The sequence below is a fragment of the Bacillus sp. ABR genome (assembly GCF_056172715.1).
Map to the genome: position 1 here is coordinate 67,581 of NZ_JAOYSL010000001.1, position 13,128 is coordinate 80,708.

Sequence of the window (13,128 nt, forward strand, 5' to 3'; positions counted from 1 at the left end):
TCATCACGAGGGCTTTTTTCTTACTTCAGGCTTTTATATTGGCCTTTTAAGTTTTTACGGATGTACTGAATGATTTTGCGTAATTCGTTTGCATGCGGTCTGCCAAACGGACTTGTTTGTCTTTGCTGATAGAGCACTTGCCCTTTTTCATTTAATAAGAAATAGGCGGGTTCACCATGCACCCCGTGGTCTTCATATGGGGCATCTTCCCCGTGATAGTGGACTTCATATGCTTTTAAAGACGTGAGGTCATGGTCATACATGATCGGGAAGGACAGTCCCTCTTTATCCGCAAATGCCTTCAAATCATCAGGGTTATCGGTTGAAATCGCCATCAAGTGAATATCCTTGTCCTGAAAATAGGACTGCTGCTGTTCGAGCTCTTTTAATTCTTCTACACATACCGGACACCAAGATCCTCTAAAGAAAACGATCAGGTGCCAGCTTTGATGCTCCTCTAAATGTTTGTCGAAATCAATGTGATCGCCCTGTATTGTTGGAAGTGAAAAGTTGGGCATTTTATCTCCTAATTTGAATGAACTCATACTGCTTCCTCCTTTTTCAATGACAATGTCACTTGTTTCATGTATAGCCATTTTTGAGCGGCCTGAAACGTGTCTATGTGTTTGAATAGGCAGAAATCATCCGAAAAGACGTATTTAATGAATGCGGTTGCAGAAGTGGAGGCTTTGAAAGCAGATTTGACATCCGACACTTTTTTTAAAAAAATGTCGAAAAACGTATTGCCATATGTAATTATTCTATGATATTATAAATCTCGTTGTTGCAAAGGTCTCTGAAACTTGTTAGGATGCGATGTTCCAGCTTTTTTAAAGCGATTGGTTTGACGCAATACAACTTCTTCAGATTTACTTTTCACAAACCGAGAGCCATTAGCTCAGTTGGTAGAGCATCTGACTTTTAATCAGAGGGTCGAAGGTTCGAGTCCTTCATGGCTCACCATGTATTGGCCCGTTGGTCAAGCGGTTAAGACACCGCCCTTTCACGGCGGTAACACGGGTTCGAATCCCGTACGGGTCATTGATTTACTTTAGCGTTAAGCTAATTTTTTCCTCACTTGCTTGAAGGAGCACCACGATTGCTTTTTCGGGCAAGTTACTGAGGTCCGGTAGTTCAGTTGGTTAGAATGCCTGCCTGTCACGCAGGAGGTCGCGGGTTCGAGTCCCGTCCGGACCGCCATTTATACATATTCATCTTTTTGATGATGGCTCGGTAGCTCAGTTGGTAGAGCAACGGACTGAAAATCCGTGTGTCGGCGGTTCGATTCCGTCCCGAGCCACTTCCAAACGCATCTGCAATCGCAGGTGCGTTTTTATTATGAAAAGAAGGCATAAAAAGGGAGAAGCCGGACCTAGGTAGGGCCCGGCTCCATAAGAAGAAGACGTTACATCTATATAGACGGCTGGCGATTGGAAAAGTTTCAATAAAAAAGGAAAAAGTCATCAATTTTTTTGAGCGGCGCCTTCCTATCCAACGTTTACTAGAAAAGAAAGCCGTTATTATTTTTATCTTTGCCTCGTAAAACGTTATAATAGACAGTGAGCCTTTTTTTCGTAAACGGAAAAGGCGTAATGATATATGCAAAATGGAATGACATAGATGCTAAAAATGCAGGAGGAAATCACAATGGAAAAAAAGATTCTTGTCGTAGATGATGAAAAACCGATTGCTGATATATTGGAATTTAATTTAAGGAAAGAGGGCTATGAGGTCCATTGTGCATATGATGGAAACGAAGCCCTTGAAATGGTAGAAGAAATTAAGCCGGACATTATTCTGCTCGACATTATGCTGCCGAATAAAGATGGTGTTGAAGTATGCCGTGAAGTGAGAAAGAAATACGACATGCCCATTATCATGCTGACAGCAAAAGACTCTGAAATTGATAAAGTCATCGGCCTTGAGCTTGGCGCAGATGATTATGTGACAAAGCCTTTCAGCACGCGTGAGCTGCTTGCCCGCGTGAAAGCGAATTTGAGAAGACAAACCGCTGCTCCGCAGACGGAGGAAGAATCTGAATCAAATGATATTGAGGTTGGATCACTCGTCATTTATCCAGATGCGTATGTGGTGTCTAAGCGTGAGGAAACGATTGAATTGACGCACCGTGAGTTCGAATTGCTTCATTACTTAGCGAAACATATCGGACAAGTCATGACACGTGAGCACTTGCTGCAAACCGTATGGGGCTACGATTACTTCGGAGATGTCCGTACAGTAGACGTTACAGTCCGCCGTCTTCGTGAAAAGATTGAAGACAACCCTAGCCATCCGAGCTGGATCGTGACAAGACGAGGCGTCGGCTACTATTTAAGAAACCCAGAGCAGGACTAAGATTCTTATGAGTAAAGTAGGTTTTTTTCGCTCGATTCACTTCAAATTGACCTTGATTTACGTGCTGCTGATCATCGTCGCCATGCAGATCATTGGCGTGTACTTTGTGAAGCAGCTAGAGCAGTCCTTAATTAATTCATATGATAATTCCTTGAATCAGCGAATCTACTCGTTATCGTATTACCTAGAACAAGATTCATCGAAAAGCAAGGCAGAATTAAAAGAGGATGCTCAAAAGATATTGAACGATTTTAACAACAAAGATGAGTCTAATGAAATCTCTGAAGTCAGCTATATTGACGAAAGCAGAGAGGTCATTGCCTCTGTCAATAATGGCAGCCAAGAGATTGCCGGCAAGAAAATCACTGATCAAATCATTAGCCGTATTTTCGCGGTTGGCAAAGACTATGAAAAAAAATTCTATGACCCTGAATCAAATAAAAGGGTGCGTATTTCTGCGACAGCCGTAAAAAATGAGAACCAAGAGACCGTTGGTGTGATTTATGTTGTGTCTTCAATGGAAAGTGTGTTTAACCAAATGCGAACCATTAACACCATTTTGGCAACAGGGACACTGATTGCACTTGGGACGACTGCTCTACTTGGTATTTTCATCTTCAGAACGATCACTCATCCTATTTCAGATATGAGAAAGCAAGCGATCGAGCTTGCCAAAGGAAACTTCTCCAGGAAGGTCCGGAAGTATGGGCATGATGAGATTGGCCAGCTTGCGACAACCTTTAACCATCTGACGAGAGAGCTGGAGGAAGCTCAGCTGATGACGGAGGGTGAGCGGAAAAAGCTTTCTTCTGTCATTGCCTATATGACGGACGGCGTCATCGCAACGAATCAAAACGGTGCAATTATTCTATTAAACAGCCCCGCATTAGAGCTGTTGAATGTTTCACGTGAAACAGCATTAGAGATGCCGATTACGTCTTTACTTGGATTAGAGGAAACTCATACATTTGAAGATTTAGTCGAAAATCAAGACTCCATGCTGATCGAAATTGAACGAGAAGACCAGCTGTCTGTATTGCGTGTTAATTTCTCCGTTATTCAGAAAGAGCATAGGAAAATTGATGGCTTAATTGCGGTCATTTATGATGTCACTGAGCAGGAGAAAATTGATGCTGAGCGCCGTGAATTCGTCGCGAACGTATCGCATGAGCTGCGCACACCGCTGACGACGATGCGAAGCTACCTTGAGGCGCTGGCTGAAGGGGCGATTGGTGATAAGGAGCTTGCGCCAAGATTCCTTAGTGTCACACAAAATGAAACTGAGCGCATGATCCGGCTTGTCAATGACCTGCTGCAGCTGTCTAAGTTCGACAGCAAGGATTATCAATTCAACCGTGAGTGGACGAACTTTATCAGGTTTATCTCGCTCGTCATTGATCGTTTTGAGATGACGAAGGAGCAGCATGTCGATTTTATCCGCAACCTGCCGCAGCGTGAAGTATATGTGGAAATCGATCAAGATAAAATTACACAGGTGCTCGATAATATCATTTCCAATGCCATGAAATACTCACCAGAGGGTGGACACATCACGTTTACCGTCGATCTGGATGAGGAGAAAGGCCTTGTGTTATTCAGCGTGAAAGATGAAGGAATCGGTATTCCGAAGAAGGATATGGATAAAATCTTTGAACGTTTTTATCGAGTGGATAAAGCAAGAACAAGAAAGCTTGGCGGAACCGGCCTAGGTCTTGCGATTGCAAAAGAAATGGTTCAGGCTCATGGCGGAGATATTTGGGCTGACAGCATTGAAGGAAAAGGGACAACGGTGACCTTTACCCTTCCGTACAATGAAGAACAAGAGGATGATTGGGATGAAGCGTGAGACCTTTAAAACCATAATATTGACAATCCTAATTGCGATCAGTCTTGTATTTACGTGGAATATCTGGATGTTCCAGCCCGTCATGCAGGATCAGGCAGATACAGGCACACAGGTCGTGGAAACGAAGAAGATTTCAAGCGACGAGCCTAGAAGTCTCATTGATGTCGTGAAGCCGCGCGAGATGTTTATCCATTCAAATGGGGAGCATTTTAAAGTAGATCAAAAGGAACTCTTTCAAAACTTTTGGAATGATGTGAGCCTTTGGGATGTCAAAGAGGTTAATGATGTGTCGGATCAATATTCCGAGCAGAAATTTAAGAATTTCTTCTATGGACGCGAAGGGCAAGGAAAGACATTGGATCTTGTATTCAATGATCCGATTCCGATTGATATTTTCCAGGCGCTCTTTAAATGGCCGAACAAGTCCATTGAATACAACTCGTTTGATCGGATGATTGTGCCGTTCGCTCAGCAGGATAAGGCCAATAAGAAAGTGTACTTGGTCTCATACAGCAAGGAAACGGTGCTTGAGCTGACAATTGAGTCCGCCAACTACCGTAATCTAATGGCCAGTATCGCTGCCGCTCAAAACGAGATGCCGCGCTATGATCTTTATACATTCTCTACGAATTCTAAACGAGATTTCCTTCTTCCGAGAAAGCAAAAGCAGCTTGAAGCGAAAATGTTCTTTATCGAAACGATTAAGACAAACAAGTTCAAAGACGCTTTGTTTACGGACCCGAGTCTTGTCGGTGAGGAATCTAATTTAAACCGGACGGTGTACACAGATGGCACAAGCCGCCTTGAAGCCAATCAAAAAGACCACCGCATTCAATATCAGCATCGCAATATCAATTCCAGCACTGTTTTCCAAACGGGGGATTTGATCAAGCGAAGCGTGAAATATTTCAATGATACGGGAAGCTTTACTGATGACTACCAATACTTTGGCATCAACAGCAACCAGCAGCTGTCCTTCAATATGTTTATGGACGGTCTGCCGATTGTGAACAGTACAAAGCATCCATTTGGGATGACCTCCCTTGAAGTCCAATGGGCGAATGATGACATTTTGAATTACAAGCGTCCAAACTATATTCTTGGCAATAAAGCGAGTCAAAGTGAACAGGTCAAGCTGATGAACGGGACAGAGCTGAAGGACTTGATCATCAAGCAGACGAAATATGATGATCTGGAGAAAATTGAACAGATTTTCCCGGCATATCAAGCTGCTTCAATTGCATCAGATCAAGATCAAGCGATGTTTGTCTGGCTGGAGCCTGTATGGTGTATGAAGTATAACGGCAAAACCGTGATTCTATCGAATGATCTTTTGACAGAGGGGAGCGAGAATCATGGAGTGGAATAAGACCAAAACGATCTTTATCCTAGCCTTTCTCGTTCTCGATATCTTTCTAGGTTTTCAATACTTTGAAAAACGGTCAACCGATCATTTTGCGATTATCGAAAAAACGGATACGCTGGAAGAAATGAAAGCAGACGGGATCAAATATGGCAATCTATCAGATGAAGCGAAGATTGGATACCGCATTACAGCTGAAAAGAAGCAATATACGAAAAAGGATGTCGATGGATTAGCTGATCAAAAGGCGAAAAGCACATTCCCGAAATCAGACAAAGATGATCCTGTCACGCTGCTTGAAATGACCTTCAATAAGCCAGTTGCCTTGCCGAAAAAGGATATCAAAACAGCGGCGACGAACCTTGTGAACCAGCGATTGCTGGATGGGAAGAATTATAAGCTGTGGAATATAGATGAAGAGACAGGGAAAATCGTCTTTTTCCAAACGTATAAAGGGAAATACATCTTCCAAGAAGGCCTGGATGACACCGAAACCATCGGTAAAATCACCTTAGATCTCAACGATCAAAACGAAGTTGTCTCTTATCAGCAGTCAATGGTGACGTCGATTAATGAAGTGAGAAAAGAAACCCTTGTCCCAGCACTTGAAACCGTGAAGGACTTATATACGCAAAATATGCTGAGTCAAAACACGACCGTGAAAAAGGTAGAGCTTGGCTACTATACGCAATACCCGGGGGCAAGCACGCAAGTCATGGTTCCTGTATGGCGTGTGGAGCTTGAAGGCGTATCAGCAGGTTCAAAGAAAAAGACAGAGGAAGAATATTTGATCAATGCCATCGATGGCTCAACACTTGATCATATAGAGAAAGATGACAAATCTTCAATGGAGTGAGAGAACATGAGCTTGCAGTTCAGTGTACTAGCGAGCGGAAGTACGGGGAACGCTTTTTATTTAGAAACAGACGAGCATGCCTTTTTGGTCGATGCTGGTTTAAGCGGCAAACAGATGGTCGAGCTGCTTGGCCAAATCGACCGCAAGCCTGAAGACTTGGACGGCATTTTTGTGACACACGAGCACTCCGATCATATTAAAGGGCTTGGTGTCATGGCAAGAAAGTACAAGCTTCCTGTCTATGCAAATGCGAAAACATGGAAGGCGATGGAATCTCATATCGGAAAAATTGATACAGAGCAGAAATTCCATTTTGATATGGAGACCGTTCAATCCTTTGGCGGCCTCGATGTCGAGTCATTTGGCGTCTCACACGATGCGGCAGAGCCCATGTTTTACGTATTCCATTATGGAGGGCGCAAACTTGCGCTCATGACGGATACCGGCTATGTGAGTGACCGCATGAAAGGCATTATTAAGTCAGCCAATACGTTTGTGTTTGAGAGCAATCATGATGTCGGTATGCTACAAATGGGCCGATACCCATGGAGCATTAAGCGTAGAATTCTGAGCGATGTCGGACATGTATCAAATGAAGATGCTGCTCTTGCGATGACAGATGTCATTGGAGATGCCACCTCACGCATTTATTTGGCTCACTTGAGTCAAGACAACAACATGAAGGATTTAGCCCGTATGGCGGTCCAGCAGACGCTTGAAATGAAGGGCTTTGTTGTCGGGGACGGCTTTGATTTATTTGATACGGACCCGAAAAAAGCAACCCCGCTTTGCGCCGTATGATTTTTACAATCGTATGATTAAGATAAGAGCTTCTTACCAACACTATATACATCATCTATTCACTGAAAGGAAGGAAACATAGTGGATTATCGCGATGTAGAGTGGAAGCCGAGACGAAGCAGAAAAGGATATTTTCTTTCTGGTTTGATCGGTGTATTGGTAGGAGCTTTTTTAATGGGATTCTTTTTCCCCTATGTATCTGGACAGAGCGGCAGTCCCTTTGGATGGCAGCAGAACGGTGATGGACAAACATCTCAGGGCCCTTTAAAAACTGTGAATGTAAACGTCAATGATGCTGTCACGAAAGTGGTGTCTAATATGTCAGATACGGTAGTCGGCGTCATTAATATTCAAAAGTCGAGCTTTTGGGAGGAAGGCGGAGAAGCAGGCAGCGGGTCAGGTGTGATCTATAAAAAAAAGGGTGACACGTTTTATATTGTCACAAACCATCACGTCATCAAAGGCGCCAACCAGCTTGAAGTGAGCCTTCATGATGGGACAAGAATTGGTGCCAATCTTGTCGGCAGTGATCAGCTCATGGATTTAGCGGTTCTCACTGTCAAAAGTGATAAAATCAAGAAAACGGCAGCCTTCGGTAACTCAGATCATGTGAAGCCGGGTGAGCCAGTCATCGCCATTGGAAATCCATTAGGGCTTGAATTCGCAGGCTCTGTCACACAAGGGGTCATTTCGGGCACGGAGCGAGCGATCCCTGTCGACTCAAATGGAGACGGACAAACGGATTGGAATGCAGAAGTACTGCAAACAGACGCCGCCATCAATCCTGGAAACAGCGGTGGTGCCTTGATCAATATGGACGGAAAAGTGATCGGCATCAACTCAATGAAGATTGCTGAATCAGAGGTAGAAGGAATCGGGCTATCTATTCCAGCGAATTTGGTTATCCCTGTCATAGAGGATTTAGAGCGCTATGGAGAGGTGAAGCGTCCGTATCTTGGCGTCGGCATGAAATCATTAGCGGATATTGCGAGTTACCACTGGCAGGAAACATTGAAGCTGCCATCCAAGGTCACATCTGGGGTTGTTGTCATGAGTGTTGAGCCTTTATCTCCAGCAGGAAAAGCAGGACTAAAAGAGCTGGATGTCGTGACCTCCTTTGATGGCAAAAGTGTACAGAATATCGTAGATCTTCGTAAATACTTATATCAAAAGAAGGTCGGCGACAAGGTAAGAATGCAATTTTACCGAAGCGGGAAGAAAAAATCAGCAGAGATTAAACTTTCTCAAACCGACCGATATGGCAGCTAACCAGTTCCAGTAAGGGACTGGTTTTTTTGGCATGACTGACATATGATGAAGAAAAGGGGGTTGTACGATTGGTTACACTACAACGGATGTCACAAACCGATTACGATGTATTGATAAAGAAGGCCATTCAGCGGTACGCGGAAGAAAAGGTACTCGCAGGGACATGGGAAAAGGAAGAATCACTTGCGAACGCAGAAGAACAATTTGACAGACTCCTTCCAGAAGGACTTCAGACAGAGCATCATGAGCTGTGGAATTTCTTAAACGGAGATGAAGCGATTGGCTGGGTTTGGCTTTGCTATGACCCGAATCACCCGCAGCACGAAGGATTTATTTATAACTTTATTTTGTTTGAAGCTTATCGAGGAAAAGGCTTTGCAAAGCAGGCTATTGCTGCATTAGAAGAGGAGGCAAAGTCATTAGGTGTGCAAAAACTCTCGCTCCATGTCTTTGCTCACAATCAAATCGCCCGTTCGCTGTACGAAAAAACAGGATTTGAAGAAACTGGGATCTATATGAGTAAACCTTTATAAAAAAGAGCTTTTTGAATTCCTAATACCACTCAAGGACGGATTCGAGAGCCCTCATTGTTCATCGGAACACGTTGTTCGGTTCGGAAAGTATAAGGATCGGAAACGGTATTTTAGGGAAGTGATTCATGATATGATAAGTGTTCTTGAAAAATTTATGGATGAACCTTGGTGGATAATTAATGATAGTATGTCGGAGTTTTTTAATGCAGAATTAAAGAAAGAAGTTCATCCAAATCACATTCTCTACGGAAAAAAGGCTGTCGCAGTTGCAAAAAGGGAAGATAACGATGATATAGTTTATTGGATAAGTGAACTAAAAAAATTCGCATTAGTTCATTTAACGTATTCCGCAGATAACACAAGCCAATATCCAAAAACACAGTTAATTACAATAGTTGAATTAGAGGAACATTGTAAAAATGTATCCGAGTTTTACTAAATATGTGTTAAAGATCAACACTAAACAGAGCCATAAAAAAAGAAGAAGTACCGTGCAGAAAGCGTACGGTACTTTTTTATGAGGACATCATGGCATCCTGAGCCGTGACTCTGTATAAATCGACTTTACACTTCACGAAAGCGCGAATGATCGCTGGAACTTGAGCTTCTGAACGAATTAACAATGAGGTCTCGTCATCACTGATCACAAGATCTGTTCCGACAGTTTGTAGGTACTGCGTGAGAACAGGTTTCACCTCATCATCAATCCATGCATGCTTGAAGGTTGCACGTATGTTTGAGGATGTGATGGTTTTCTCTTGAGGATGAGTATGTGGGGACACTAATTTTCCTTCAGAAATGAATGCAGTTTTGGTACAAATACTATTGGTAAACCTTGGGCGGTCAGCTGTTAAAAAGACGGTTTTTCCTTCATCCTTTAATGCTTCAATGACCCGCTGAATGTGGAAAATCGAATCTGCATCAATATCGGCAAAAGGCTCGTCGAGTAAAATAAATTCCGGCTGATGGGCAATGGCCTGCGCCATTCCAAGCCGCTTTTTCATACCAGGTGTGAAGGCACCGACCTTCTCCTGATGATCATGATGTAAGCCGACAAATTCGAGCAGTTCTTCATAATCACTCGTCTTCTGGCGTGTTCCGGTGATTTTTGATAAATAGGCAATATGCTCAAGAGCCGTAAGACCTTCATATAAATCCGTATATTCAGGCAGAACACCGATATGCTGCCTCACTTTTTTTAGCGAAGGCTTATTCATCACTGTAAACGTACCAGAGGTAGGGCGGGAGATTCCGGTAATAATATTGAAAAACGTCGTCTTACCAGATCCCTTTGGTCCAATGAGTCCAAAGATATCGCCTTGATTGACATCAAGATTAATATCATCTATCGCGACTTTTGTACGGTATTTTTTTGTAAGACCTTTTGTATGAAGCATCTACACATCCCTCCTTTGAAACAGCAGTGCAGTTCCAATGAGTAAGATAACGGTCAATGCCGTGTTCATTAGGACGTAGGTCAGCGGTTCACTCCAGCGCGCATAATAATAAGGCGTCATATATTGGAACCAATGAATCATTCGTTCTGAAGAAAGAACAGAAATCATACTGACGATTGGGAAAAGAAAGGAAAACAACATGCCGACAAACATTGATTTCTGCGGTGTTGGAAAGAGCATGGACAAAAATAAAGCACATGAGATACCGACACTGATAAAGGTTAAGATTTTTAACGCATCAGAGAACAGAAAACGGTGTGAAATCATCATATTCAGGACATATGTCGTCATAATACAGCTAAGCCAAAACAGCATCAGTCCAAGATATTTCCCGATGATGATGTTCAAACGGGTTGTTTTACTGACGAGAAAACGAATGGTTTTCAAATGAATTTCGCGGCTTAAAATATCATGAGACAACAAAAAAATAAGGAAAAAACCAAATAAAGAAATCACCAGTTCATTCCCAATAGAATAAGGATCCTTTGCCAGTTCCCATTGTTCCTGATGAGCAGCGATAAATGGAAGACTTGAAACAAAAGTAGATAAAATGAAAATAATAACAATTGTTAAAATAGATTTTGTGCTTTTGAAGAGCTGCTTAAACTCATTCATACAGATGGTCCACACACGCTGTACCTCCCTTCACCTTTATTATACCCCTAGAATAGAAAGACACCATATCTTGCTCTTTAACATTTGTTTAAATTTCATAAAAAGAAGACTCTTCCAGCACCAGTTGACTCATTTTTAAAAATGTTCAGAAAAATATCTTGATTTATGAAAAAACATCATGTATGATAGCTTTAATTCAAGATAATTATACAGGCAATGACGAGAGAAAGTACAATCATCAATTTTTCCACAGAGAGCTTCGGCAGCTGAAAAGAAGCAAAAATAATGATTCGAAAAATGGTCTCTGAGCCTCGTGCTGAACATATCTATGATATTAGTAGGTGACGACGAGAGTTGGTACTCGTTATCAAAACCACAGTATATGAGCCAGATTGGAGCTTTGTACTTGTAGAGGCTGTTTAGCGCGAGCAAACAGTAAATAAAGGTGGTACCACGAGACAAATACCTCGTCCTTATGATTCAAAGATAAGGATGGGGTATTTTTTATTGTCCACTTTTTTTCATACAATTGTTCAAATGTTCCACGTGAAACACCACATCCATTTTTTCAAATGAAAGGGAGATTGACATGAGTGAACATGCATTGGTTTTACAATCAGATTTCGGCATTGATGATGGAGCTGTCAGTGCGATGTACGGAGTGGCAAATACGGTCAGCAGCAGCATCCGCATTTTTGATTTAACACACAATATTCCGCAGTATGACATTTGGGAAGCTTCTTATCGTCTGCTTCAAACCGTCACATACTGGCCGGAAGAGACGGTATTCGTTTCCGTCGTTGACCCAGGTGTTGGGTCAGAGAGAAAAAGTCTTGTTGTCAAAACGACAAGCTCACACTATATCATTACCCCAGATAACGGGACACTCACGCACGTCGCGCAGGATATTGGCATTGTGGAAGCCCGTTATTTAGATGAAACCATTAACCGGCTGCCAAAGTCGGGAAAATCACATACATTCCATGGGAGAGATATTTACGCTTATACAGGGGCAAGAATTGCATCAGGTGTCATTTCTTTTGAAGAGGTTGGGCCAAAGGCGAATATTGATGATATTATCCATCTTCCAGTCGTACAGGCATATGCGGAAGAAGATGTGATCACAGGGACGATTGATATTTTAGATGTGAGATTTGGAAACCTATGGACAAACATTCATCACACGCTATTTGAACAGCTTTCAATTAATTATGGGGATGCAATAGAAGTTACCATTGCCAACGGGCCAAAAAATGTGTATAAAAATATCATGACCTATGGACGATCTTTTGCCGACTTAAAGGTAGGCGAACCACTCGTATATGTCAATTCACTAGACCATTTAGGCGTGGCGATCAATCAAGGGTCATTTGCAAAGGCTTATAACATCGGTACAGGCACAGGCTGGCGCCTTTCGATTCGCAAAGCTCCGCGCATTATATACGAATAAGAGGAGGATACATCATGGCAGGAAAACAACTTTCAACGAAAACTGTCGTTGCTATTGGAATTGGCGCAGCCGTCTTTGTGATTTTAGGACGATTTGTCTCCATTCCAACTGGAATTCCGAATACACAAATTGAAACCTCATACGCATTCCTTGCATTAATGGCCGTGCTATTTGGTCCTGTTGCAGGCGCACTGATTGGTTTTATTGGCCATCTCATTAAAGATGCAACCACATTTGGCCCTTGGTGGAGCTGGATTATTGTTTCGGGTGTGGTTGGTTTATTGATCGGCTTCATTTCTAATCGATTAAAAGTAGAAGAGGGAGACTTCGGCTGGAAGAAAATCACGCTCTTCAACGCCGTACAAGCAGGCGCACAAGCATTAGGCTGGTTTATCATTGCTCCTGTGCTCGACATTGTGATCTATGCAGAACCTGCGAACAAAGTATTTGTTCAAGGCATCGTGGCAGGGATTTCAAACATCATCACAGTTGGTGTACTAGGAACCATCATCATTGCAGCCTATGCAAAAACGAGAAGCAAAAGCGGCAGTCTATCGAAAGAAACATCATGAAGCAAGGTGGA

The 13,128-nt window shown here is 42.6% G+C and carries 13 protein-coding genes, 4 tRNA genes and 1 other annotated feature; of the genes, 14 read left to right on the plus strand and 3 right to left on the minus strand.

The annotated features are described in order from the left end of the window. Nucleotides 1-20: 20 nt before the first annotated feature. Nucleotides 21-545: a peroxiredoxin family protein gene (locus OIT90_RS00310; protein ID WP_024424031.1), complete on the minus strand. Its 525-nt coding sequence runs from the start codon at nt 543-545 to the stop codon at nt 21-23. A gap of 342 nt (nt 546-887) precedes the next feature. Here OIT90_RS00310 and OIT90_RS00315 point away from each other — a divergent pair. From OIT90_RS00315 to OIT90_RS00370, 12 genes are all read left to right on the plus strand, one after another. After that, nucleotides 888-963: transfer RNA gene (locus tag OIT90_RS00315), tRNA-Lys, on the plus strand. A gap of 6 nt (nt 964-969) precedes the next feature. Beyond that, nucleotides 970-1,041 (plus strand) — tRNA-Glu (locus OIT90_RS00320). Nucleotides 1,042-1,123: 82 nt separating this feature from the next. Further along, a tRNA-Asp gene (locus OIT90_RS00325) sits at nt 1,124-1,200 on the plus strand. Between the two features lie 27 nt (nt 1,201-1,227). Next, nucleotides 1,228-1,300: transfer RNA gene (locus OIT90_RS00330), tRNA-Phe, on the plus strand. Nucleotides 1,301-1,647: 347 nt separating this feature from the next. Further along, nucleotides 1,648-2,355 (plus strand): response regulator YycF, encoded by a 708-nt coding sequence (gene yycF, locus OIT90_RS00335; RefSeq protein ID WP_024424030.1) that lies wholly within the window; start codon nt 1,648-1,650, stop codon nt 2,353-2,355. 7 nt (nt 2,356-2,362) lie between these two features. Then, nucleotides 2,363-4,201, plus strand: a complete 1,839-nt coding sequence (gene walK, locus OIT90_RS00340; RefSeq protein WP_474892136.1) for a cell wall metabolism sensor histidine kinase WalK — start codon at nt 2,363-2,365, stop codon at nt 4,199-4,201. Then, on the plus strand, nt 4,191-5,570 hold the full coding sequence (gene yycH / locus OIT90_RS00345) for a two-component system activity regulator YycH (RefSeq protein ID WP_474892137.1): 1,380 nt from the start codon (nt 4,191-4,193) through the stop codon (nt 5,568-5,570). The genes walK and yycH overlap by 11 nt, the downstream gene beginning before the upstream one ends. Further along, nucleotides 5,557-6,420, plus strand: a complete 864-nt coding sequence (locus OIT90_RS00350) for a two-component system regulatory protein YycI (protein WP_228280015.1) — start codon at nt 5,557-5,559, stop codon at nt 6,418-6,420. The genes yycH and OIT90_RS00350 overlap by 14 nt, the downstream gene beginning before the upstream one ends. A gap of 6 nt (nt 6,421-6,426) precedes the next feature. Continuing rightward, nucleotides 6,427-7,221, plus strand: coding sequence for an MBL fold metallo-hydrolase (locus tag OIT90_RS00355; RefSeq protein ID WP_024424026.1), 795 nt, complete (start codon nt 6,427-6,429; stop codon nt 7,219-7,221). Between the two features lie 78 nt (nt 7,222-7,299). Further along, a complete protein-coding gene (locus OIT90_RS00360) occupies nt 7,300-8,490 on the plus strand; it encodes a S1C family serine protease (RefSeq protein WP_369880193.1) in 1,191 nt (396 codons plus the stop codon). Nucleotides 8,491-8,558: 68 nt separating this feature from the next. After that, nucleotides 8,559-9,023 (plus strand): GNAT family N-acetyltransferase, encoded by a 465-nt coding sequence (locus OIT90_RS00365; RefSeq protein ID WP_058838359.1) that lies wholly within the window; start codon nt 8,559-8,561, stop codon nt 9,021-9,023. 130 nt (nt 9,024-9,153) lie between these two features. Then, nucleotides 9,154-9,462, plus strand: coding sequence for a hypothetical protein (locus OIT90_RS00370; RefSeq protein ID WP_059375747.1), 309 nt, complete (start codon nt 9,154-9,156; stop codon nt 9,460-9,462). A gap of 76 nt (nt 9,463-9,538) precedes the next feature. On the opposite strand, the gene OIT90_RS00375 is transcribed toward OIT90_RS00370, so the two are convergent. Both OIT90_RS00375 and OIT90_RS00380 read right to left on the minus strand, forming a co-directional pair. Next, nucleotides 9,539-10,420 (minus strand): ABC transporter ATP-binding protein, encoded by an 882-nt coding sequence (locus OIT90_RS00375; protein WP_073979571.1) that lies wholly within the window; start codon nt 10,418-10,420, stop codon nt 9,539-9,541. After that, nucleotides 10,421-11,110 carry an ABC-2 transporter permease gene (locus OIT90_RS00380; RefSeq protein WP_058838361.1) on the minus strand — a complete coding sequence of 230 codons (690 nt, stop codon included), beginning with the start codon at nt 11,108-11,110 and terminating at the stop codon, nt 10,421-10,423. A 192-nt stretch (nt 11,111-11,302) separates the two neighbouring features. Next, nucleotides 11,303-11,573, plus strand: a binding site (T-box leader). Nucleotides 11,574-11,684: 111 nt separating this feature from the next. On the opposite strand from OIT90_RS00380, the gene OIT90_RS00385 reads away from it, so the two are divergent. Together OIT90_RS00385 and OIT90_RS00390 are read left to right on the plus strand one after the other, a co-directional pair. Beyond that, nucleotides 11,685-12,545, plus strand: a complete 861-nt coding sequence (locus OIT90_RS00385) for an SAM hydrolase/SAM-dependent halogenase family protein (protein ID WP_024427616.1) — start codon at nt 11,685-11,687, stop codon at nt 12,543-12,545. A 14-nt stretch (nt 12,546-12,559) separates the two neighbouring features. Further along, nucleotides 12,560-13,117 carry an ECF-type riboflavin transporter substrate-binding protein gene (locus OIT90_RS00390; protein WP_024424020.1) on the plus strand — a complete coding sequence of 186 codons (558 nt, stop codon included), beginning with the start codon at nt 12,560-12,562 and terminating at the stop codon, nt 13,115-13,117. Nucleotides 13,118-13,128: the final 11 nt, after the last annotated feature.